Genomic DNA, 22,326 nt, shown 5'->3' with positions numbered 1-22,326 from the left:
TCGTTACTCATGTAATGAACCATAGAACTTAGTGAGGGGTGTTGGCAACCCCGGTGACGTCGTGCCCGTTCAGGTGTGGCCTGAGAATTCCTGCAGCATCGGCTCGTTCAGTGATGTGAATGAGGTGAGCTGGAACTCACCTCGAATGTCGAGCCAGGATCGACACGCCAGCCCGTACCGCATCCCAGTCGGTGTTCACTTGGTGCGCCATCGCTTGCGACAGCAGGGTTCGCCGCTCGGCCTGTTCCCGGATCAGGCCGGGGATGTCGACGTCAGTCATCGGGGGAACGCCGGTCGCGGCGATCCTGTCCACCCGCCGCTGCATGTCTTCGAGAAGTTGGTCGTCGAAATCCGTTACTGCGGAGATAAATTCATCAGTAGTGACCGATGCCCGGCCCGATAGCGGCGCAGTGAACGCGACTTCGCCGTCGGGGTCGACAGGGAACCGCCAGCCCACGTTGACGGTGTCTACCGGCGTCGGCGTGCGCCACCACTGTAGTTCGGGTCCGAAACGTAGATAACCCGTGTCGACGCTTCGATCACCGTAGGCAGCGATGGCCGCCTCGATCAGCTCGTCGTCCAGGAACTCTGCGTTGTCGATGTCATCGAAGTCGATGGACCAGCCGGCGGTCACGAAATCCACCAGATCACTCGGCACCGGTTCCAGGATGTGGGGCAACGCTTGCAGCATGTCTTCCCAGAGGCGGACCACGTAGTAGTTCGCCCACGGGGGGACCGGTCGGCCGTGGGCGGGGAAGCGCCTGGCCGTGGTTTGCTCGGTATAACGCAACAACTCGACTCCACCCACCTCGAGGCAGTACCAGCCCTCGGTGAGTCCGAACCAGTGCAGGTTCCGGTTCTCTCCCCACGGTTCGACCTCGTCCACCGGTACCAGCTCGAACTGGAAACGCATCATGGCTCGATGTAACCCTATCGCCGCATTCGCCGTCCACAGACTTTCGCGCGAGAGTAGCTGCGAATCTCGTCGTTGACACGTATGAATCGACAGAAACAAGCAGCGGGGCAGAGGAGTTCGTCCAGTATCGCTTTCCGAGGGCCAACCACGCTGCGTGCAATGGCCCGTGGAGAATCGCTGCAACCAACGTGACGAACACAATCGCCCCGAGTCGCACACACGGGCTCGATGCGTCGTACCGCCGTGGCGCGACGGGGCGAGGTCGTGTGGAGACTGCGGTAGCAGGGGCGTATGCGTCGGTATTGGTTTCTACTGCGGCTCCCGCTCATGTGTCGAGTTCTGTTCCAGACGGACGAGTTCGACCGTTGTCTCAGGCAATTCGTTGTGGCAGCGTGCGAATCGGAACGCCATTGTGCCTTCGCTGTGCCCGAGCGTCTCCAACCAGGTCGCGCCAGGAATCGTGGGATCATTGTGCGCCAAAACTAATTCGATCCGCCCGGTTTCGTCAGCTTCGGTATCGAAGCTGGTGGCGTAGACGCGGTTGCCGAAGCGCCATTCGAGGGACTCCATCCAGTAGTTCATCGGGACGAAGCTCCAGTACGCTCCCGTAGGTGGTGTGAACGAGATACTTAGCGCATACCCCTCCGGCACCGACCAGTAGCCGTTCATGTATTTGTGTCCGACCGGGGTGAAGATGTCGCCCGAATCGTGCATGGGGCTGAGGGTGTTGAACTTCTCGGTCTTGTTTTTCTCCACCCACTGTGCCCAAGTTCGGGTGTTGAACCACGCGAACTGCGCGGCGCGCTCTAGTCCGGTGGCCAAGGTCTCGGCGGTGATGGGAGGTGGATTTACGGGCCCGCCGATTCTTTGAATGGACAATGGTCGCGGCTTGTCGACGCGAGGATCACGGAGATATCGCCTAACCGAAAGGGAGTTGGCGTCTGCATCGAGTTTCACCCCGTTGCGTCCTTCATGGCCGGCGGCAACTGTGAGTGTGAAGCTGCCGTCCGTCGTGGTGTCGATCTCGGCTTCTGTGATCGCATCGATGAGACGTCGCGGCGTTTGGTTGGCGCCGCTCAAATCGCCTGAGTAGACGGTGAACTCGATGAGTTCCGTCTCGGCCATGCTTCCCGTGACGATGTACTGGTACTTCGACGACACGGCGCTCGAGTCGTACAGCTGAGCAGGGCTGTCTCCCGCGAACTTTCGCACTCCTGCTCGGGTCTTCTGCTGGAAGTCCGGGTAGGCGGGGTCGGTGTACTCGATGAATTGCTCGATCCCGATCGTCAGGTATCGCAGGAACAGTCGGTTGCCCTCGGCGGCGTCGATGGCATGGTCGGGCATCGGCAGTTGCGCGAGTTTTTCGGGGAAGTCCCTGATCATGTCGGCGAGATACGTGAATGCTTCTGCAGGAACGCTAGCCTGCCCAGGCAGCGTCATGATGCAGTCCGGTGTGGGGCGTGCGGCGAGGCGCAATTACCGAACATCGAAGCCGGCATTGTGCTGTTGGCCTCCAACCGGATCACTCCTTCCAGGCTTCGTCGAAGAACATGATGCCGTCGATGCTCTGCTGGAGGCCGTGGACGTTCTTGTTCCACACGTCCAGTGTGGGGACATTGCCCCAAATCTGCCAGGGGACAGTGTCGGTGGCGCGTTGCTGGATCTCGGCGAGGACGGCTTTCTTGTCCTCGTCGGTGGTAGCGACTCCGAGTTGATCGAGTAGGACATCCATCTGGGCATCCGAGTAACCGGTGGCGTTGTTACGGCCACCCGTCTTGAGACTGGCATACAGGCGTTCAAATGGATCGGCTTCGGACAGGCTGAGCGCGCCGGTCCCCATATCGTAGTCGTGATCCACCAAGACGCGTTTAGTGACGTCGCTTGCGCTGGTGACATATTCGATCTGGATGTCGAATCCGACCGCATTGAGCATTGCCTGCACAGCAAGGGCTGTTGCCTGTGAGGACGGTTCCTGGATGGAGAGGAAGGTGACCTTGCCGTCGAAGCCGTCCGCCTTGGCCGCATCGAGCAGTTCCTTGGCCTTGGCCGGATCCACACCGGTCGGTGCGACATCGTTGTGCCAGCGCGAGGTGTCCTGGAAGATCACCTGTCCGGGAAGGCCCTTGCCGTTGTTGACACGGGTATTGAGCGTCTCCGGGTCGATCGCCAATGCCATTGCCTGCCGAACTCGCAGATCCGCGCCGGGACGCCCCGGAGCCATGTTCACGTTCGCAAGGTAACCGAGCGACGGGATGTCGATGAAGCCCGGGTTACCGTTCTCGATCAGATCGAGCATCGGGGCGAGCGTACGCATATATGCAGCATCGATGCCACCGGTCTTGAGAGCCTCAGCGGTGGGCTGGGCTCCGACGATGCTGATGAGCTTGAGCTTGTCGAGATTAGGTGCACCGCCGTAGTAGTCAGGGCGCGCTGCGAGCAACAGTTCCTCGTTGGGATTGAACTTTTCGAGTGTGAATGCACCGGCGCCGATGGGCGTGAACTGATCACCGCGTTGCGCGGACGGGGCGACGATCATGCCGGGCCCCGTGGCCAGCATCGCCTGTATACCGGTCCACGGGTCGACGAGGTTGAAGACAACCGTCGACGCGTCCGGGGTGTCCATCGAGGCAACCTTGGCTGCCCACAGGCTCGACTGCGGCCCCTTATTCGTGAGGTACCGGTTGATGCTCCCCGTGACGGCAGCGGCGTCGAAAGGTGATCCGTCGCTGAAGGTTACGCCATTCCTGAGCTTCAATGTCCAGGTCTTGCTGTCGGTGCTGGGCTCGAGAGATTGTGCCAACTGCGGAACGAACGTCTTCTCGATGGGGTCGTATCGCACCAGTGAGTCGTAGATTGCTCCGAGTTCACTTCCACCGGCGGCTCCGGCGGCCTGAGACTTCGCCGGATCAAGTGTCGTCACCGCGGAGAAACCGCTGAACGTCAATGTTCCACCCTTGTTGGGCGTGCCGGGCTCTAGTTGTTCGTTGACCATGCCGATCTCGAGCGCGGAACCCGATTCTGCGGATTCCCCTGCACCGCCGTTCGATTCGTTGTTTGCGCACGACGCCAGAAACATACTTGCGGTGATCGCCAGCGTAGCCGCGGTCAATCTGCGCGGACGACGAAGGGAGCTACGAGTCATTGGGACGCCTCCAAGTGGAAGAATGAGTGAAATCTTCAGCGAAGATTCCCTATTGTGTGACGTGCATCATGATGAAGGTTGAGTTGTCCCGCTCATCGGAACCTGGCGGACGGCAGGGTTCTGTTGCGAGCAAGCGAATTTCGAGTTGCACTCGTGTTCGGCCGTGAGACAGGTTCTATCGCCGGCTGCAGTCATTGGTTCATACATTCCTGTAGCTGTGCCCGCACGACAAGTCGATTCGAGTGAGTTGATCAAGGCGATCGATCCGATCGACTCGTTTTCAGTAATCTACAAGTGCGTTACTCGGTGTATCGACGCAAGAAGCTGCAGGCTCTGAAGGTCTGCTGGTGTTTACGTTGCTGTGCGGTGATGAAGGAAGTACGTGCCGGTAGACGCTCTCTGAGTTGATCCAGGTTGACAACTTCGGAGCACCGGATGGCCAACTCAACGGGAGCGTTGGCTGGAAGGGACTGCCAACGGATTGCGATCATTCCCGAGTTATGACCTTCGGGGTCGAGCCAATTGTAGGCGCCCGGATCCTCACGGGAGATGACAAATGAGTACGTACCATTTGGATTAGCCTCTGCCTGAATGGTATTCAAGCTACTTGTTCGGTCGATGTACTCGTAAGCCACTCCCCACGGGTCGGAAAGTTGGATGCCGAGGGACGCAGCACCGAGTGGATCGAGGGTGACAACCAACGCTTCTCCATCCTTCACGTCAAACCATCCCCCCGTCGACAGTCCACGACCTGCGGGACGACGACGCGCCGGACGCACGTAATTTGCTGCCTCGGTATAGAAGTACTGGTTGAAGTAGTCGAGCCAGAACGGTGCCATTTGTGTCAGCAACTCCACCGAACGTGTAGTCAGCTGTTCCAAGCTCCGCGGCTCGCGAGCCGCAGGACCTGCAGTGCGTACCAGTTCTAGTTGGACAACATTCTCCGTTGACCAGTCGTTGAGGAGGTCCCGGATGATCAGGAACGAATCCTGCTCTGCGGGGATCTGGATGTGGTTGGTCCGCCTGTTGGCGGGGTGGGCGTCTAGTGTGATGACGAAGGATCCGTCCGCTTCGACCGTGATGTCGTCGCTGTGCAGGCCTGTGAGTTGTATGCCGCCTTCGGCGGTGAGGGCGGTGGTCCCAGGGATGGCGGCGCGCATCTCGAAGTGCTGCTCGGTCGGTCTAGGGTGGTTGATCTTTCCGCGGATTTCGTATGTCGAGGATCCCGATACCGCTGTGTGCCGGTAAACGTTGTCCGGGTTCTCGATTCCGAAACCGGACCTCGGGGAACTCAGTCCTTGAAACTCGTGTGGAGCGGTTACGCCCCACATGAGCATCGGGTTTTCCGGGTCCGAGCAGATAGCATATTGGGTCACCGCGGTGGCAAGGGAATGCGCAGCCCTGCTGATCGTCGTTTTTCCTGTCGGTGTCGACCCCTGTGGGTCCGCCTCGTAGAGCATCTCGACACGTCGTATCGCAGTGCGGTAGGTGTCTGTTTCCAGAATGTATCGGGTCAGTTCTTCACCGTCACGTTGAGGTGGAGTTGCAAGGGTGCCAACATAATTGACGCCGGTCGAGGTTTCGATACGTTCCATCTGGTATTCACTCCTCCTAGCTGGTACCTGAGGCGAAGACGGCGGATCTGTTGCAGCTCAGCCGCTACCAGGTGCCGCTTCGTGTATTTCGAAAGAACCTTACGGAGAACGGTGATTCAAGGTTTATCGTGTGCACGATCCCCGATCCAGGCCGCGGAAGGTGGCACCCATCTCGAGACGCATCGGAACAAGTTCCGACGGAACTGTCGTTTTCACTGTAGTTGCTGAAATCGGCCGTGCTCGCAGGAACCGCCTACAGGTCCCTGTGAACGGAAATTCTCTGTTGCTCGTTCAGGACTTGTCAACGCGGAGAATGTAATTCGGACGATTTCAGCGGCGCGGGAGACGTCTCAAGGCGGTGTTGCGGGTCGTCTACGGGCAACTGTCGGGGCAGGGATTAAGAAAAGTAGTTGCAGACGATGCGGGTTGTCGCACCAGCACTTGAAAGATTGTGTGCGCTTCGAACGGAGGGCAGATCGTTGTCAGGCGAAGGTTCCTTCAAACAAGGGTTCCGACGCTCCGTCCGGACGGTAGAAGGGTCGCCCTCCTTCGACCGTGCAGCGGCGCATCAGCCGGTACTGAGGGTAGTGATCCGAAAGCGCGCGGTGATTCGTGCAGCGCTCATCCCAAATCGCGACGTCGCCCGCTCGCCAACGCCACCGAACTGCATAATTCGGATTATTGACGAGATTTTTCAGGTAACCAAGAAGCGCATCGCTCTCCGGTCTGTGCATGCCCACAAGGTGATCGATGAAGGAGCTCAGGAACAAGGCTTGACGCCCAGTCTCTTCGTGGGTACGGACGAACGGAAGAATCGCGCCCTGAAGATTCTGCCGGATTACCTGCTCAGATTCATCTCCGTACATGGCCACATTTGCCTGAATAAAGTGGTCGGAGGGCTTATGCAATGCGCGCAAGTCCTGGCATACTCGCTTCATTTCGTCGGACAGGCTGTCGTAGACGGCGTACAGACTGGCCCAGAGGGTATCGCCTCCCACTGCGGGGATGTCGAGCGCGTAGAGGATGGCCAGGTTAGGTGGCTCCGGCCAGTAGGTGAGATCGGTATGGAATCCGTCTGCAAGAGGCGGCTTTTTCGCGTTGTTTTCGACGGAATGTAAGACTGTTTCGTCGCCGTGGAGTTTCGCTACCGGGTTAGCCATCGGAGTGCCCCACCGATTTGCGAGGGCGACGTGATCCGCTTCCGACAAGTTTTGATCGCGGAGAAAGATCACGTGATGCTTCAGTAAGGTCTGGTGCAGTTCGTCGAACTCATCCTCGCTGAGGGCGTTGAGGCTGACTCCTTCTACGAGTGCTCCAATGTTGGCACTTAGTGGTGTGATGCGCATGCGCCGGCTCTCGTGTACATCGGGGGCTTGAGAATCGACGGCAAGATTAGATGAATCCATTTCTTTACCTTTCTTGGGGATCGGCCGAATTTAGGTGCTGAATTACAGCGTCCGCGTCTGGTGATACTTGCGGTTGACAAGAAATTGGATCACTCTGGCGCGCATTCCTTTTCGTGGCGATGCGCATCGGTACACAGGTCATTGCCGGCGTCCCCTCTGCGGCAAGCCAGGCAGTGACCAAGTCTGTAGTGTCGGCGCCCTTCAGGCACGTTGTGTGGTGTTGTCCTGCAGGTGGAGGCCATGGCCACGGGGAAATCATAAGTCAACTACCAAATGTTAGTCAACTACCATTTTTTAGATCACTCACCAACCGTGCCGCTGGTCCGTGAAATGGGCTGATGTCTATCTGCGACGCCGAGTGTGTGGCAGGTCCTGCGCAGTCCACCGTACGCTGAGACCACTATGGGTCTACGAGAACGCAAGAAGCTTGCAACGCGGCATCGCCTTGTCGATGTCGCCTTAGAGCGGTTCGCTGAAAACGGTTACGACGTAACCACGGTCGAGGAAATCGCCAACGACGCCGAGGTGTCGGTAACGACCTTCTTTCGCTACTTTCGGTCGAAGGAAGAGGTCCTCTTCGTCGACGCCGAATGGACTGTCCCTGACTTCTGCGCCGCGCTCGAGGCGCGACCGACGCACGAGGCGGATCTTGAAGCGATCCACCAGGTATTACGCATATTTCGTGTTCGGGAAGTGCACGGCGATGAGCGAGCGCGCCGCCTGCGTCAGCACCGCGTGGTTGCTGACACTCCCGTGTTGCGTGGGCGCGCCCACTTGGTCGCTCAACGATGGCAGCGCGAGGTCGCAGCTGTCCTGGAGAAACGCCCAGTTACCTACCCTGGCCGGAACGTCCGACTCACTGCTGCTATTGCGTTCGCTATCGTGAGCTTTGCCGACGACGAGTGGTGCGCGCATGAGGGATCCGTCAACTGGCTCACCATCCTCGACGAAGCCTTCGACTCCCACACGGCACTGACCCAGAGCGAACCCGCCAAATGACTTCGCGTTGCGCCGGATTGGGAACGAAATCGTCGAGTGAGGCCAGCGTAAGGGCCTCACCAACTGTGCGGTATCGGAACCATATTGACTATCAACATGTTCGAACGATCGAGTGGCATCTTGTCCCCCCTGGGATGGAGGCATGGAAGCGTATCGGTGCCCGCACGGATTTCTGTTGAACCTGAAGTGACATCTCTGCTCGAGAAATGGCGTCGTCGGTAACCCCTGAGTTCGGTAGGCCGGCTGCTGAGTGAAAGCTCGATCCAGCGTTCTCGCCAACAGTTCGGCGAAGGAACCTTGTAAGTAGGCGCAGGAGCCGTGTCGATCTACCGGTGACCACCAGGTAGCGAGGGCAGGCCAAGGTGACCCGCCACAAACTCGCAGATGAAAACTCGCCGATGAATTAGCGCGGTCTCCCAGGTCAGTATCAGAGTACGAGCGCCATTGTTTACGTCGAGAGGTACAAACTCATGTCGATCGATCATGTTCTCGCTGTTGTCCCCGTTCGAGACCTCGCAGAGGCAGTGCAGTGGTACTCGAGTCTGTTCGGACGCGGGCCTGACAATCGTCCGATGGTGAACTTGGCAGAGTGGCGTGTGACTGACGCCGGATGGGTACAGGTCACGGTGGACACTCGCCGCGCGGGTCAGGCGCTGCTCAACTTTGCCGTGGACGACCTCATGACGCACCGCGAGGCAGTCGGGCTGCGAGGACTGACGTTGGATGCGGTGGTGGATGCAAACAAAGGCGTGCAGCTGTCGAGTATCAGCGACCCTGACGGCAACACCCTGACGTTCATCGGCGGGTTCCGGATCCACTACTGACCGGAACTACGCCTCATGTAACGGTTCGTAGTGTTCAGCTGTCGGGAACGGGACTTGGAAGTGGTGCAACAGTGCTCGCTACTTCTCGTACTCGGTTGACTGACGAAAAGTACTTTCGGTGTGGGCCTCGTGGGTGTCCTGTTCGACGAGGCCGGTGTCCGTTGGGCGCGCTCCACACGGTAGGCGAGCGTCAACGTCCAACATTCCGGCATCGTCGAGATCACTGACCTCGCATCGCCGCATGGGGTTTCGAGCTTCCCGATCGATCCGGTTTCTTTTGTAGCAGTGCATGTTCGAGCATCATGAGTGTGGCGTGGCTGACGATCTCCCGCTCTGGTCCGACCGAAATTGCTCCCCGGAACGATGGGCCCCCACCACCCGAATTTGGCGATATGACGGCAGTTCGGGCATGGCGCGAGAAAACCCATGCTGGACATAAACAAGTCCCACGACTTAGAGTTCAGTCCAACGACTGAAAGGTGAGTACAGGGATGGAAAATCTAGGTGAGGAAGCTGTATACGCGGTGATGACGACTCGGCCGGCCGAGGTCGGTTCGGCGTTCGACAAGGCAAACCAAGACTTCGTATTCGGCGAGATCTGGTCTCGTCCCGGATTGAGCCGGCGAAACAGGCGTTGGGTCACACTGACCTGCGTTGGGGCCGCTGTTGCGCCTCGCGCCATTGACGATCAGGTCTATGCCGCGCTGAACAGCGGTGACATGACCGTCGACGAGATGCTCGAGTTTGTCTTGCATTTCGCTGTGTACAACGGTTGGCCCAAAGCTTCACATCTCGAAGGCGTCGTTCGCCGCCAGTGGGCCCGTATAGAGAAGGACCGAGGTCTCGAGCGTTCCCCAATTGAACCTGCGAGCAATGACACTCTCGGGCTCAATGATTGGGACGATCGGATCGAACGTGGTGTAAAAGAATTCATGGACGTCAATCTGATCGACGCTCCATCGCCCGATACTCCCTATATTCACGCCGGGATCTTGAACTTCGTCTTTGGACACGTCTGGCAGCGCCCGGGTTTGACGAGGCGGGATCGACGGTTCATCACTGTTGCATCCGTGGCGGTGAACGATGCAGTGACGCCGCTGCAATCACATGTCGGCTCGGCCTTGGAATCGGGCGATATCACCAAGTCGGAGATGGATGAAGTAGTTCTCCAGCTATCCGCATACTCGGGATTTGCCAAAGGTGAAGCCCTACAGACGACTGCCGACGAAGCATGGGATCGACTGAGCCTGGCCCGGACTGCCGTTGGCGGCGTCCGACATGAGAGCGCCTAGTACGTCGCCAGAAATTACATTCGAAAAGTTGATGAATAAAGGAGAACTTCGAACATGTCAGGATTAGAAGGCCGCGTCGCTTTTATCACCGGAGCCGGGCGGGGACAGGGCCGAGCGCATGCGATACGACTCGCCCGTGAAGGCGTCGACATCATTGGCGTTGATATCTGCGAGAACGTGGACTCGATGACCTATCCGAATGCCAGCGAAGCTGACCTCGAAGAGACAGTGCGGTTGGTGGAGAAGGAATCTCGGCGCATGGTCGGCCTGAAAGCTGACGTGCGGAACTATCGACAACTCACTGCCGCCTTCGAGGAGGGGTACGAACAGTTCGGTCGCGTCGACATTGTTATTGCCAATGCAGGCATCATCCGGATGGGGGCAGAATCGGAGGATTTTCTGGCGGACTGGAACGATGTCATCGACACCAATCTGACCGGGGTTTATCACACGGTGCGAGCGGCGCTGCCTGCCATGCGCGAGGCTGCGCGCGGCGGGTCGATCGTCATCACCAGTTCGACTGCCGGTCTCAAAGCTTCCTCGTCGTTGTCAGCCAGCGGCAATGCGTACGCGTCTGCCAAACGTGGCGTTGTGGCTCTGATGCAGGGTTTGGCAGCACATCTCGCCCCGGAATGGATTCGGGTCAACACCATCCATCCCACCGGAGTAGCCAGCGGGATGACCCAGAATGCCGCGATGGACGCCCTCATGGCGCATGCCGCTGCCGGCGGCTCGAACTCGATCTCCGGGATGCAAAACGCTTTACCGCTGCAAATGCTCGAGTGTGAAGACGTCGCCAATGCTGTCGCATATCTCGTTTCCGATGAAGCCAAATTCATCACCGGCATCCAATGGCCACTCGACGCCGGATTCATGATCCGCTGACAGTCATTCGAGACAAGGAAGTTCTATGACTGCAACATATGGTGCTGCAACCGTTTTCGATGAACTTCCCAGCGGACTTCTCATCGGCAGTGACTGGGTTTCGGGCTCCTCGGGTGGATCGTACGAGCACGTGTATCCGGCAAGCGGCCGACGGAACGCAACGATCGAGATCGCCGGCGAAGTCGAAATCGACCGTGCAGTGAAGTCTGCGTGGGAGGCTCATCGTGAGTGGATCGCGTACACGCCTGAGCGTCGTCGCGACCTTTTGTTCGACCTCGCCGACGCGGTGAAAGCTGACGTCGATCGTCTCGCGCGGCTCAACGTGCATGACTTCGGTGTTCCGATAATGATGAGTGCCGGGCACATCGGATTGGCTGAAAAGTTCATCCGGTACTACGCCGGATACGTCGACAAGGCCCACGGATCGAGTACCCCCGTGTCCAACAAGTTCGACGTCAACCTGATCGAACGCGAGCCCTACGGAGTAGTCGGCATCATCGCACCCTGGAATGGGCCGATGGTGGTCGTCGGACTCAACGTTGCTCCTGCCCTCGCCGCCGGAAACGCAGTCGTACTCAAACCTTCCGAACTCTCCCCATTCACATCACTGCGATTCGGCGAACTCTGTCTCGAGGTAGGTCTACCACCCGGTTTGGTCAATGTGCTGCCATCCGGACCCGAAGGCGGTGCCGCGCTCGTCCGCCATCGCGGGATCAGCAAGATCCACTTCACAGGCGGAGGTGACACCGCAAAAAAGATCATCGCCGAAGCTGCTGCCAATCTCACCCCGGTGGCCACCGAACTGGGTGGCAAATCCGCCAACATCGTCTTCGCTGACGCCGATCTGGATGCGGCGGCAAAACTGTCGGCGTTTCAAGGTCCACTGGGACAGGCCGGTCAGAGCTGTGCGTGTGGTAGTCGAATCCTTGTGCAGGACTCCGTCTACGACGCGTTCATCGAGAAATTTCTCGCTGTGGTGCAGTCGGTGAAAATCGGAGAACCTTTCGATCCAAGCGTCGTAGTCGGGCCAGTGGTAAGTCAGGTGGCGGCGGATCGCATCCTCGAGACCATTGATCGGGCATCAACCGAGGAGATGGGTGAACTCATCGCCGGTGGCAAACGACTCGGTGGAGACCTGGCAGACGGCTTCTTCATAGAACCCACCGTCTTCACCGACGTCGACAATCACTCACCGTTGGCCCGGATCGAAACATTCGGCCCAGTCGTCTCGATAATGCGATTCACCGACGAAGCACAGGCCGTGGGCATCGCGAACGACACCGTTTTCGGACTCAACGCCTACATTCAAACCAACGACCTCACACGCGCACATCGAGTTGCGCGTCAGCTCGAAGCAGGTTCGGTTTGGGTCAATCGCAACAGCGATATCTCACCCCAAAGTCCTTACGGCGGTTATAAACAGAGTGGTACAGGTAGAGCAGGGGGACTCGAGGGTCTCCACGAGTTTCAGCAAGTGAAGAACATTCGTATCGGAATGTCGTGATCGAGAATCGCCGTAGTTTCCCTTCGAGTACCTCGCCACATGCTCGGTGGTTTCGTCCTTCTGTGCCGCGCTTGTCGGGTGTGGGGACGCCACGTGCCGCATCCCGCCTTGAGGCCGGGCATCGAAGCCTAAGTCTTTGGACTTAGGCTTCGATGATGGTTACATTAGGTGTGCCAAAATATGCCCCTGCAGCCGTAAACCTGTCGGCCAAACAGCAGCTGATTCTCACTGCTGAGCGACTCTATGCTCTGCATGGCTTCGATGGTGTGCCGCTGAGGCACATCGGAACTGCGGCAGGTATGGCCAACAAGTCCGCTGTGCAATACCACTTCGGAAGCAAAGAGGGCTTGATACAAGCCATCCTGGCGTACCGGGTCGAAGAACTGACACGGAGGCGAGCAATTCTCGGCGCGCGCTCTTCTGCAACGGACCTGAGAAGTGTCCTCGAAGCGCATCAGTTGCCTTTGATGGAACTCGCTGAGGACGAAGACTGCTACTACTTGCCGTTTCTCGAGCAACTCATTCGGGTGGTGCATCCTCTTGACGACCTACCCGAGGGGTCTCGAGACTCTGAACGTGTCTACTACGAGCGAGTCGGCGCTCTTCTCGGACACATTCCACAAGCGTTGCGCGAGATCAGAATTCACCAAGCGTCCGGAATGTGCTTACACACAAGTGCCGACCGCCACCGTCAACGTTTGCTCGGCGCCCCCGTTGCGTCATATGCCGTGTATGTCAGTCAACTCCTCGACACGCTCGTAGCCATGCTTACGACTCCACCCTCGACGGAAACGCTTGCAGCACTTGGATAACCTCACAATCGCGATCCCTCTCGCGATCAGCGAGTCACAGAAGCGGGCGGCCGATCGGTCCCAGCTGTCTCGTTGTGCTGCGAGGCCTGATAGCCAGTGGTCAGCAAGTAGACGGTGCGATCAATTGTCGGCATGATGTCGCTGATCGCGATCTGGTTTTCGCGGCACCGACCTACGAGTCCGTAGACGACGGCCGAAAGTATCGACTGCAGTTCTGTGACGAATTCAGGGTCTACGTCGGACATGACTGATCTGCCGATGCGTATGACGGGGTCGAAGCTGTCCATGCCGAGGTCACGGTCGCCGACGACGGTCCGTACTTGAAAGTACGCAAAGAGCATCGTCGGGTGCTTTTCCCAAGGTTCGAATATCGACCCCATCACCCGCATTATGGCCGGGTGCAGGGGCTCATTCGGGCCGCGCGTGTGATTGACGAGCCCGGAGTGGTTCTCCATCATCCACCGTTCGATGGCAGCAGCGATCAATTCTTCTCGAGTGGCATACCGTTTGTAGATAGTCGACAGCGACGTGCGGGCACGACGCGCGACTTCGCGGAGTTGCACCGCGTCGTACCCTTCGTCCTCGAGGAAGTCGATGACGGTGTCGAGAAGTGGGTCTCGTGTGAGCTCCGGACCGCCCGCAAGATCTACGTTCTCCATTTTGTGAATTCCCTTGCCTTGTCTGGATAACCAGGTTATCGTAGCGCTTAGTAACTCAGTTACTTACCTCACATCCTACGGTGGTCGCACGGAAAATGTCCGCGCCGTCGGCAATCGGCGAGACCACCGCTGTTCGAGTTCGAATTCACTATGCGGAGCACCCAATGACTGGTTCCCCAAAGCGCGTACATATCGATCGCGGCATGTGCGAGGCGCACGCGCTGTGTGTCGAGATCGCGCCCGAGATCTTCGACCTCGTCGACGATGACGTCGCAAGCTGCAACGAGAATCCTCCGGAAGCGTTGTGGCCCAAAGCGCTGGCCGCGGTCAGTGCTTGCCCGCGCCAGGCCATCAGCATCGTGGACGAATTGCCTGCCACTTCACCCGAAAGGTCAGTGATCCGATGACCGATCTAGCATCAGTCGACTATTTCTCCGACGGAGAGATCGCACAAGATCCCTTCGAATACTTCGACTACCTTCGAGGACAGAATCCGGTTTTTCGTGAACCGCACTACGGCGTGGTGGCAGTCACCGGACATCAAGAGGTGATCGAGGGATTCAAGAACACCGACGCGCTGTCGGCCGTCAACGCGATCGGCGGGCCGTTTCCTCCGCTGCCGTTCGAACCCGAGGGTGACGACATCACCGCCCAGATCGAAGCGCACCGTCACCATTTCCCGATCTTCGAGCACATAGTTGTGATGGATCCACCTGAGCACACGCGAGCTCGATCGCTACTGGGACGGCTCCTTACCCCAAAGCGCCTGCAAGAGAACGAACAGTATCTGTGGGACTTGGCTGATTGTCAGCTCGACGAATTCATCGATAACGGGGACTGCGAGTTTCTGGGTGAGTACGCTAAACCTTTTGCTACGCTGGCAATTACGGACCTGCTTGGCGTTCCGTCAGAAGATCGGGCGGAGTTCCGCCGGATGCTGGGCGCCGGGAAGCCACCCGGTAACCACGTCGGAGCGCTCAACCATGATCCTGTCGGGATCAACCCGCTGGAATACCTGGAGGAGCGCTTCAGCGGTTACGTGACCGAAAGGCGTCGCGAACCCCGCAACGACATTCTCAGCGGTCTGGCGTCGGCCAAGTATCCGGACGGATCAACACCTGAAATCCTGGAAATCGTCCGGCCTGCAACGTTCCTGTTCGCCGCCGGTCAGGAGACTGTGACGAAGCTGCTCAGTTCGGCGTTACGAGTACTTGCCGAACGCCCTGAACTCCAGCAAACTCTGCGTGAGGATCGCAGTCTGATCCGCCCATTCATGGAGGAATCACTTCGTTTCGACAGTCCGACGAAGGTGGACTTCCGCCTCGCCCGCAAGTCCACCAGAATCGGCGATCTCGACATCCCCGCCGGAACTGTCGTCATGCTGGGTCTCGCCGCCGCCAACCGTGATCCGCGAAAGTTCGATAATCCGAGTGAGTTTCGGCTCGATCGGAAGAACTCACACGACCACATCGCGTTCGGTCGTGGGCTGCACACCTGCGCCGGTGCACCGCTCGCCCGAGTGGAGGCCTACGTCACCTTGAACCGTCTGCTCGACCGGATGAGCGACATCACCATCAGCGAACGCGCACATGGCCCGGCGGGCAACCGTCGATACGTATACGAGCCCACCTTCCTGCTGCGCGGGCTCATGGAACTCAACATCGAGTTCAACCCGATCCGAAAGCCGTAATTCGTCGCACAACAGCATCGGGCGATTGCTCGATGTCCCAACCGAGAGAGGCAATTTCATGGCAGGCAGAGTAGAGGGCAAGGTCGCGTTCGTTACCGGCGCGGCACGTGGTCAGGGACGCAGTCATGCGGTGCGACTGGCACAAGAAGGCGCGGACATCATTGCCATCGACATCTGCGGACCGATCAGACCGAACGCCCAGATAGCCCCGTCTGAGCCGGCCGATATGGCCGAAACCGCAGACCTGATCAAAGGACTCAACCGTCGCATCGTGACGGCGGAGGTCGACGTCCGCGATTTCGACGCCCTCAAGGCTGCGGTGGACAGCGGCGTCGAGCAATTGGGCCGTCTCGACATCATCGTTGCTAACGCCGGAATCGGAACCGGTGGCCCTACCCTTGACCAGACCAGTGAACTGGACTGGCAAGAGATGATGGACATCAATCTCTCCGGTGTGTGGAAGTCGGTGAAGGCCGGTATTCCGCACTTGATCGAGGGCGGTCGCGGCGGGTCGATCATTCTGACCAGTTCGATGGGAGGTCTGAAGGGATACGCCCACATGGGTCCGTACATCGCCGCGAAACACGGTGTGGTCGGGCTGATGCGTACGTTCGCAGTCGAACTGGGAGAGCACTTCATCCGTGTCAACTCCATTCATCCCACAAACGTGAATACACCGATGTTCATGAATGAGGGAACGATGAAGATGTTCCGTCCCGACCTCGAGAGCCCCGGACCGGAGGATCTGAAGGCCGCCGCGCAGTTCATGCACGTACTGCCGATCGGCTGGGTGGAGCCCGAGGACGTCAGCAATGCTGTGCTGTTCCTGTCCTCCGACGAATCCCGTTACGTCACAGGACTTCCTCTCACCATCGATGCCGGTAGCAACCTCAAGTAGCAGTGACATTCCGCTTTACGTTTCGGTACCGGGTTGTGCACTCCACTCCGTGCGGGCCCGGTACCGACAGCGATGACAGAAAGCCACCTGGCACGTCGCGATTAACCGCGGCGTGTGCCGCCAAAGAGCGTCCACACCCACGGGCAACACTGTCGACCCGTATCACCTGAATTCGTCGCAGTATCAATGCTGCTCGGTCGGCCGGAATATATTGCCGCTTCCTGCGCTTCCTTGCCTTCCCGAGGAAGCCGGCTTCATCACCGGATCAATCCTCCCCTCTCAGCAGCGGAACTCTCACTTACGCACGTGCCATGTCAAGGAATGCACGGTGATCTGTCGATTGCGTCAGTTGACCGCCTTGACCAAATGTAGGAGACCTGTGAAACCACAACGAACACTCGCTGCCTTCCTCGCCGTGGTGGCGGTAGCGGCAGCCGTCACCGGATGCAGTGGCCGAAGTTCGAGCGAGAGTCCGGGTGAGGGCGCCGACGATGGCGGAACGAGCGCTGCGGCCGCCTCCAGCGACTTCGGCGACCTTCGAGGCGTGTGTCAGCCTGGCGATGTCAAGGGCGCACCGGCCCAAGGCGTCACCGCGGAGGAAATTTCTGTCGGAGTCTTCTCCGACATGGGTTTCAACAAGAACACGGAATTTGCCGACGCGGCAGAGGTTTTCACGTCGTGGTGTAACGATGCGGGCGGCATCAACGGTCGCCGGATTGTGGCCAACATCCGCGATTCGAAACTGATGGAAGTTCGTCAGCGAATGATCGAAGCCTGTCGTGACGACTTTGCTCTCGTCGGCGGCGGCGCAGCGTTGGATGCTCTCGGTGTCAAGGACCGGCTGACATGTATGTTGCCGAGTTTCCCCGCGCAGGCTGTCCAGTCACGGTCTGCCGGCGCAGACCTGGAGGTGAGTGCGTCACCGACCATGGTTCCCGGTTACGACAATTACAACGGTTTTCGGACCTGGATCGCTGACGAGGCCTACCCGGACTCGAAAGCCGCCGTCGGGATCATCAACGGTGATTCGGCGGTTACCAAGGCAATTGGTGCCTTGACCGCAGAAACACTCGCAGCGACCGGTGCAACGCTCATCTACGACGAGCTCTATCCAGCTATGGGTGTCTCGGACTGGACTCCATACGCTCAGGCGATCAAGAGCAAGGGCGTCAAGGGTCTGATCTTCATGGGCGACTTCAATCAGTTGGCCAAGCTCGAAGAGGTCCTCACCAGCATGAACTACAAGCTCGACTGGATCGATGCCAACAACAATGCGTATAACGCCTCGTTCATCGAATTGTTGGGGAAGTCCGCGGACTTCCAGAACAATCTCGTATCTCTCAGCGGGGTAGCGCCATTGGAGAGTGACGAGCCAGCGGTGGCGGAGCTCAAGGCTATGTACCAGAAGTACGCCCCGGACGCGCAGATCACACTTCCGTCGATGCTCGCCATGTCGTCGTGGTTGCTGTTCGCGAAGTCGGCCGCCAGTTGCGGTGACGATCTCACCCGCTCGTGCCTTTACAACGCAGCTGTCGCCGAAACTGCCTGGACCGGGGGAGGTTTGCATGTCGCTAACGATTTGGCGAATCCTATCCCGCCGCAGCCGTGCTTCAACGTCGAGCGAGCGACATCTGACGGATGGGAGGCAGCTGATTTCAATCCCGACAACGGTCTCTACCGTTGCGATATCCCCGCTCGTAAATTGACGGCTGACTTCGGGACGCCGATGACCCTGGCCGAAGTCGGTAAAAGCATCGGCGATTTCGAATAATGGAACAGTTCATCTCCTTTGGGATCGTCGGGCTGAGCACCGCCGCGATCTACGCGATCATCGGCAGCGGATTGGTGGTTACCTACACGACCACCGGCGTGTTCAACTTCGCACACGGCGCGACGGGCATGATTGCGGCTTTCTCCTATTGGCAGCTCAGCGTCGGTTGGGGTTGGCCGGTGTGGCTGTCGGTAGCGACCGTACTTCTGGTTCTGGCACCAGCTTTCGGGCTCCTAGTCGAACTGTTGGTGCGGCCGGTCCAAGCCCTTGGTGAGGCCGAGAAGCTGGTGATGACGATCGCCTTGCTGAGCGGTCTGATTGCGCTCGCGAGGTGGATCTGGAGTCCGAACAAGGCACGCACGCTTCCCAAGTTCTTTGCCGAGCAAGACTCTTTTCAGATCGGTGCTGCGACGATCAGTTGGCACCAGGCAATCACCATGCTGGTAGCGGTCGTCGTCGCGGCGGGGTTGCGAATATTGATGCTGCGCACTCGAACCGGAACCGAAATGCGAGCGACGGTCGACGACCGTGCCTTGGTGGGTCTGACCGGGGCAGACCCGGTTCGCGCCAACCGGGTTGCCTGGGTTCTGGGGACGGTATTGGCGGCAATCGGCGGCATTCTCATCGCTCCGATGGTCGCCCTCGATGCGACCCAACTGTCACTCGTGATCGTCAGTGCTTATGCCGCAGCGATATTCGGACGGTTGAAGAGCTTGCCGATGACTTTTGTCGGCGCGATCGTCGTCGGGTGCATGGAAAGCTACCTCACCGGTTACCTACCGCAGAGTCCGTACCTTCCCGGGCTGCGACTCGCTGCGCCGGCAATTCTGTTGCTGCTCGCGCTGTTGCTGTTTCCGCACGGGCGACTTCGGGGACGCGACCGTCACCTCAGTCAAGTTCCGCTACCGACAGTTCGCGGCACAATCGCCTTCGCAGGAGTTATCGTCGCGTTCGGACTCATTCTGGCCACCGTACTGGGGGAGGGTGATCTGATCACCTACGGACAGATATTCGCATTCGGCGTCATCGCGTTGTCCTTCGTTCCGTTAGTCGGTTACGCCGGTCAGATCTCGCTCGCACAGCTCACGATGGCGGGGGTCGGGGCGATCGTCTGTGCACGCTTGGGCGGAAATGGGCAATGGTGGGCACTTTTGGCGGTGATGGTCATCGCGGGCATTGTCGGTGCGGTGATCGCAGTGCCGGCGCTGCGACTCTCAGGGGTGTACCTGGCGCTCGGGACGGCGGCAATCGCGGCCATCTTCGACCGATGGATCTTCACGTTGCCGTCTTTCGAGGTGTTCGGCACGGAGATCACACTGTTTGATCAGGGTTCAGTGGAATTGGTAGGCCCGCGACTGTTCGGATTCGCGATCGACACCCCGGCAGAACTGACGGTGTTCTCAGCAGTGTGTCTGGCGCTCGTCACACTGGGCGTGGCAATGCTCCGACGAGGACGTCTCGGCCGACGATTGATTGCACTGCGCGACAGCGAGGCAGCGTTTGCGACATTGGGAGGCAGCTTGCTGCTGACGAAAATGCTGGTCTTTGCGCTGTCAGCCGGCATTGCCGGTCTCGGTGGGGCGCTGTACGGAATGCAACTGATGTCGATCTCGGCGGAGCAGTTCAGTTTTGTTGCCGGACTGGGTATTTTCCTGATCGCCGTCGTCGGTGGGCTCGGTGTGGTCGGAAACGGACTCTTCACCGGAACGATGATCGCCGGTCCTCTCAATGCAATTGTGGCGTTGTGGCCGGCGGCCGCCAACCTCGTGCAGACGCTGCCCGCTGCTGCCGGCTTGGCATACAGTTCCGGCGCCGTCGACGACGGACTGGTACCCAGTCTGCGTCGGCGTTGGGAGCCCGCACTTCGGGACCCCGTCGTGATGGCTGCCTTGCTCGGTTGGATTGGGGCGCTGTGGATTCTGCGACTCGTCGATGTCGTGAACGGGTACGTGCTGATCATCGGGGCGGTGGCCGGAATTCTCGCAGCCCGAAGTTGGGGTGTATCGAGGCAACGGGATGCTCCGGCGCAGCGGGAGATTCCGGTGGAGTGGTGGGGCCTGGAGCGCCCCTGGACTACGGAAGACGAGGAGGTGCTCGATCGTGCCATCGCAGCTCGAAGTTGAGGACATCACGGTCACATTCGGCGGCCACCACGCACTCACCGACGTTTCGCTGACCGCCGAACAAGGCAACATCACCGGCCTCATCGGACCCAACGGTGCCGGAAAGAGCACCCTGTTCGACGTCATATCCGGACTCCGTAGGCCAGCCACGGGAAGTGTGTTCCTCGATGGCTGCGACGTGACCCGAGCCGGACCGTCTCGGCGCGCCAAACACGGCCTGGCACGGACGTTCCAACGCCTCGAACTCTTCGGTCGTCTCAGCGTCAGAGATAACCTCCTCGTTGCCGCCGAAATTGGGCCGCAACGACGCAACGCGACAGCCGTTGTCGACGACATCATCGATCGACTGGGATTGGCTGCGGTGGCCGCCGTCACCGCCGACTCGCTGTCGACCGGCATGGGACGACTCGTCGAGGTGGCGAGGGCAATGGCAGTGCACCCGTCCGTCATTCTTCTCGACGAACCGGCTGCCGGGCAGGACCCCGAGGAGACACAACGGTTCTCGGTGCTGCTGCGATCACTGGCGGATCAGGGAACAGCGGTTTTGTTGGTCGAACATGACATGGAATTGGTGATGAGCGTGTGCGATCAGGTGTATGTGCTCGATCTCGGGAAGATCATCTCGGTCGGCCCACCCGAGATGATCCGGCGCGATGACGCCGTTCTGGCAGCGTATCTGGGGGAATCATGAGTCCCGTTCTCGAACTACGCGGCGTCCGCGCGGGTTACGACGATATCGCTGTCCTGCACGGCATCGATCTTGCAGTCGAGCCAGGGCAAGTAGTGGCTTTGCTCGGTCCGAACGGTGCAGGCAAGACCACCACGCTGCGCATCATCTCCGGTGTCCATCCGATCACCTCAGGACAGCTCCTGTTCTGTGACAGAGACATGACCGGAGTATCACCGCGGGAATTGGCGCGCGCGGGTGTATGTCTCATCCCCGAGGGGCGCGGCGTATTCCCCAATCTGTCTGTCCGGGACAATCTGTCGATGATGACCTTCACCGGTCGCTCTCGTGACGAGATCGAAGAGGTCGCATTCACTCGTTTTCCCATCCTCGCGGAACGAGCTTCACAAATTGCCGGAACGCTGTCCGGTGGCGAGCAGCAGATGCTCGCTCTCTCTCGCGGCTTGGCCACCGAACCAGCTGTGCTTCTGCTCGACGAATTGTCCATGGGACTAGCGCCTTTGATCGTCGGCCAACTCTACGAGGAGGTCGCCGAGATAGCGAGGCAAGGTGTCGCCGTGATACTCGTCGAACAGTTCGCGAACGCCGTACTCGAATTCGCTGACCATGCTGCAGTTCTCGTTCGAGGTCGGATCGAAAAGCAGGGCCACCCGGACGACGGACTGCGCACCGAACTTGCCACCCTCTACCTAGGGAGTTCTACATGACCACGACTGAAACACGCGCAGAGCGCTTTTCCCGCGAGCTTGCCGATTTGAAGATTCCCGACCCGTCCGCGGGCCGGTCCAGTCTCTGGCTGCGACTCGGAATCGCGCTGATGGTGCTGGGTCCGGCGTTGGGAGTGGGGGCTTATCTTCTGTCACACAACACATCTGATCCGCTTGTTCAACGCGACGCCATCATTGTCGCTGTGATCGGAATAGCCGTAGGAATCAACGGAGCTGCTATCTTCCTGCGGTATTCACTGACCAATTTCCTGAGATTCTGGATGGCTCGCCAATCTTACGATTTGGCACTTGCAACGAGACTTCCCTCCCTCGACGGAGAACAGTCGTGACCTTCTGACACGCCAGGAGTTCGAAACATGTGGTGGCGGAACCGTTCCGTCCACCGGAAAGGATT

The 22,326-nt window shown here is 59.0% G+C and carries 20 protein-coding genes; 14 read left to right on the top strand and 6 right to left on the bottom strand.

Features of this window, described 5'->3' with window-relative positions:
• Positions 1–136 precede the first annotated feature (136 nt).
• From V2B23_RS16315 to V2B23_RS16295, 5 genes are all read right to left on the bottom strand, one after another.
• Positions 137–916 (bottom strand): DUF5984 family protein, encoded by a 780-nt coding sequence (locus V2B23_RS16315; RefSeq protein ID WP_430951305.1) that lies wholly within the window; start codon positions 914–916, stop codon positions 137–139.
• A gap of 309 nt (positions 917–1,225) precedes the next feature.
• On the bottom strand, positions 1,226–2,356 hold the full coding sequence (locus tag V2B23_RS16310) for a DUF1214 domain-containing protein (protein ID WP_430951304.1): 1,131 nt from the start codon (positions 2,354–2,356) through the stop codon (positions 1,226–1,228).
• 82 nt (positions 2,357–2,438) lie between these two features.
• A complete protein-coding gene (locus tag V2B23_RS16305) occupies positions 2,439–4,058 on the bottom strand; it encodes an ABC transporter substrate-binding protein (protein ID WP_430951303.1) in 1,620 nt (539 codons plus the stop codon).
• A 299-nt stretch (positions 4,059–4,357) separates the two neighbouring features.
• A complete protein-coding gene (locus tag V2B23_RS16300) occupies positions 4,358–5,653 on the bottom strand; it encodes a DUF1214 domain-containing protein (RefSeq protein WP_430951302.1) in 1,296 nt (431 codons plus the stop codon).
• A gap of 482 nt (positions 5,654–6,135) precedes the next feature.
• Entirely contained in the window at positions 6,136–7,059 is a 924-nt protein-coding gene (locus V2B23_RS16295; RefSeq protein ID WP_430951301.1) for a TauD/TfdA dioxygenase family protein, read from the bottom strand.
• A gap of 402 nt (positions 7,060–7,461) precedes the next feature.
• Between V2B23_RS16295 and V2B23_RS16290 the strand changes: the two genes are divergently transcribed.
• From V2B23_RS16290 to V2B23_RS16265, 6 genes are all read left to right on the top strand, one after another.
• On the top strand, positions 7,462–8,058 hold the full coding sequence (locus tag V2B23_RS16290) for a TetR family transcriptional regulator (protein WP_430951300.1): 597 nt from the start codon (positions 7,462–7,464) through the stop codon (positions 8,056–8,058).
• A gap of 470 nt (positions 8,059–8,528) precedes the next feature.
• Complete coding sequence (locus V2B23_RS16285) at positions 8,529–8,882, top strand: VOC family protein (protein ID WP_430951299.1); 354 nt, start codon at positions 8,529–8,531, stop codon at positions 8,880–8,882.
• Positions 8,883–9,373: 491 nt separating this feature from the next.
• The gene (locus V2B23_RS16280) at positions 9,374–10,174 is read left to right on the top strand and encodes a carboxymuconolactone decarboxylase family protein (RefSeq protein ID WP_095886937.1); all 801 of its coding nucleotides are present in this window, start codon (positions 9,374–9,376) and stop codon (positions 10,172–10,174) included.
• Between the two features lie 54 nt (positions 10,175–10,228).
• Complete coding sequence (locus V2B23_RS16275; protein ID WP_138868741.1) at positions 10,229–11,059, top strand: mycofactocin-coupled SDR family oxidoreductase; 831 nt, start codon at positions 10,229–10,231, stop codon at positions 11,057–11,059.
• 25 nt (positions 11,060–11,084) lie between these two features.
• On the top strand, positions 11,085–12,563 hold the full coding sequence (locus V2B23_RS16270) for an aldehyde dehydrogenase family protein (RefSeq protein ID WP_033231583.1): 1,479 nt from the start codon (positions 11,085–11,087) through the stop codon (positions 12,561–12,563).
• A 155-nt stretch (positions 12,564–12,718) separates the two neighbouring features.
• Positions 12,719–13,375, top strand: a complete 657-nt coding sequence (locus V2B23_RS16265; protein WP_430951298.1) for a TetR/AcrR family transcriptional regulator — start codon at positions 12,719–12,721, stop codon at positions 13,373–13,375.
• Positions 13,376–13,401: 26 nt separating this feature from the next.
• Here V2B23_RS16265 and V2B23_RS16260 read toward each other — a convergent pair whose 3' ends face one another.
• Entirely contained in the window at positions 13,402–14,034 is a 633-nt protein-coding gene (locus tag V2B23_RS16260; RefSeq protein ID WP_430951297.1) for a TetR family transcriptional regulator, read from the bottom strand.
• 164 nt (positions 14,035–14,198) lie between these two features.
• On the opposite strand from V2B23_RS16260, the gene V2B23_RS16255 reads away from it, so the two are divergent.
• The 8 genes from V2B23_RS16255 to V2B23_RS16220 all read left to right on the top strand — a co-directional run bounded on the left by V2B23_RS16255 (position 14,199) and on the right by V2B23_RS16220 (position 22,261).
• Entirely contained in the window at positions 14,199–14,441 is a 243-nt protein-coding gene (locus tag V2B23_RS16255) for a ferredoxin (protein WP_033231796.1), read from the top strand.
• Entirely contained in the window at positions 14,438–15,724 is a 1,287-nt protein-coding gene (locus V2B23_RS16250; RefSeq protein ID WP_430951296.1) for a cytochrome P450, read from the top strand. Before V2B23_RS16255 ends, V2B23_RS16250 begins: the two co-directional genes overlap by 4 nt.
• 58 nt (positions 15,725–15,782) lie before the next feature.
• Positions 15,783–16,622: a mycofactocin-coupled SDR family oxidoreductase gene (locus V2B23_RS16245; protein WP_033231581.1), complete on the top strand. Its 840-nt coding sequence runs from the start codon at positions 15,783–15,785 to the stop codon at positions 16,620–16,622.
• Positions 16,623–17,001: 379 nt separating this feature from the next.
• Positions 17,002–18,393, top strand: coding sequence for an ABC transporter substrate-binding protein (locus V2B23_RS16240; protein WP_430951295.1), 1,392 nt, complete (start codon positions 17,002–17,004; stop codon positions 18,391–18,393).
• Complete coding sequence (locus V2B23_RS16235; protein ID WP_430951294.1) at positions 18,393–20,516, top strand: ABC transporter permease subunit; 2,124 nt, start codon at positions 18,393–18,395, stop codon at positions 20,514–20,516. Before V2B23_RS16240 ends, V2B23_RS16235 begins: the two co-directional genes overlap by 1 nt.
• Positions 20,494–21,207 carry an ABC transporter ATP-binding protein gene (locus V2B23_RS16230; RefSeq protein WP_430951293.1) on the top strand — a complete coding sequence of 238 codons (714 nt, stop codon included), beginning with the start codon at positions 20,494–20,496 and terminating at the stop codon, positions 21,205–21,207. Before V2B23_RS16235 ends, V2B23_RS16230 begins: the two co-directional genes overlap by 23 nt.
• On the top strand, positions 21,204–21,911 hold the full coding sequence (locus V2B23_RS16225) for an ABC transporter ATP-binding protein (RefSeq protein ID WP_233364659.1): 708 nt from the start codon (positions 21,204–21,206) through the stop codon (positions 21,909–21,911). Before V2B23_RS16230 ends, V2B23_RS16225 begins: the two co-directional genes overlap by 4 nt.
• The gene (locus V2B23_RS16220; RefSeq protein WP_430951292.1) at positions 21,908–22,261 is read left to right on the top strand and encodes a hypothetical protein; all 354 of its coding nucleotides are present in this window, start codon (positions 21,908–21,910) and stop codon (positions 22,259–22,261) included. The genes V2B23_RS16225 and V2B23_RS16220 overlap by 4 nt, the downstream gene beginning before the upstream one ends.
• Positions 22,262–22,326: the final 65 nt, after the last annotated feature.

Origin of the sequence: Rhodococcus sp. 24CO (assembly GCF_050586165.1) — a bacterium.
Lineage (GTDB): Bacteria > Actinomycetota > Actinomycetes > Mycobacteriales > Mycobacteriaceae > Rhodococcus_F.
The sequence above is the reverse complement of the archived record's forward strand: the minus strand, read 5'-3'. Positions and strand labels throughout refer to the sequence as shown.

Bases quoted from the DNA above. Each gene is read 5' to 3' on its own strand.
- V2B23_RS16315 (WP_430951305.1), bottom strand. From the start codon at position 916: ATGATGCGTTTCCAGTTCGAGCTGGTACCGGTGGACGAGGTCGAACCG.
- V2B23_RS16310 (WP_430951304.1), bottom strand. From the start codon at position 2,356: ATGACGCTGCCTGGGCAGGCTAGCGTTCCTGCAGAAGCATTCACGTAT.
- V2B23_RS16305 (WP_430951303.1), bottom strand. From the start codon at position 4,058: ATGACTCGTAGCTCCCTTCGTCGTCCGCGCAGATTGACCGCGGCTACG.
- V2B23_RS16300 (WP_430951302.1), bottom strand. From the start codon at position 5,653: ATGGAACGTATCGAAACCTCGACCGGCGTCAATTATGTTGGCACCCTT.
- V2B23_RS16295 (WP_430951301.1), bottom strand. From the start codon at position 7,059: ATGGATTCATCTAATCTTGCCGTCGATTCTCAAGCCCCCGATGTACAC.
- V2B23_RS16290 (WP_430951300.1), top strand. From the start codon at position 7,462: ATGGGTCTACGAGAACGCAAGAAGCTTGCAACGCGGCATCGCCTTGTC.
- V2B23_RS16285 (WP_430951299.1), top strand. From the start codon at position 8,529: ATGTCGATCGATCATGTTCTCGCTGTTGTCCCCGTTCGAGACCTCGCA.
- V2B23_RS16280 (WP_095886937.1), top strand. From the start codon at position 9,374: ATGGAAAATCTAGGTGAGGAAGCTGTATACGCGGTGATGACGACTCGG.
- V2B23_RS16275 (WP_138868741.1), top strand. From the start codon at position 10,229: ATGTCAGGATTAGAAGGCCGCGTCGCTTTTATCACCGGAGCCGGGCGG.
- V2B23_RS16270 (WP_033231583.1), top strand. From the start codon at position 11,085: ATGACTGCAACATATGGTGCTGCAACCGTTTTCGATGAACTTCCCAGC.
- V2B23_RS16265 (WP_430951298.1), top strand. From the start codon at position 12,719: ATGGTTACATTAGGTGTGCCAAAATATGCCCCTGCAGCCGTAAACCTG.
- V2B23_RS16260 (WP_430951297.1), bottom strand. From the start codon at position 14,034: ATGGAGAACGTAGATCTTGCGGGCGGTCCGGAGCTCACACGAGACCCA.
- V2B23_RS16255 (WP_033231796.1), top strand. From the start codon at position 14,199: ATGACTGGTTCCCCAAAGCGCGTACATATCGATCGCGGCATGTGCGAG.
- V2B23_RS16250 (WP_430951296.1), top strand. From the start codon at position 14,438: ATGACCGATCTAGCATCAGTCGACTATTTCTCCGACGGAGAGATCGCA.
- V2B23_RS16245 (WP_033231581.1), top strand. From the start codon at position 15,783: ATGGCAGGCAGAGTAGAGGGCAAGGTCGCGTTCGTTACCGGCGCGGCA.
- V2B23_RS16235 (WP_430951294.1), top strand. From the start codon at position 18,393: ATGGAACAGTTCATCTCCTTTGGGATCGTCGGGCTGAGCACCGCCGCG.
- V2B23_RS16225 (WP_233364659.1), top strand. From the start codon at position 21,204: ATGAGTCCCGTTCTCGAACTACGCGGCGTCCGCGCGGGTTACGACGAT.
- V2B23_RS16220 (WP_430951292.1), top strand. From the start codon at position 21,908: ATGACCACGACTGAAACACGCGCAGAGCGCTTTTCCCGCGAGCTTGCC.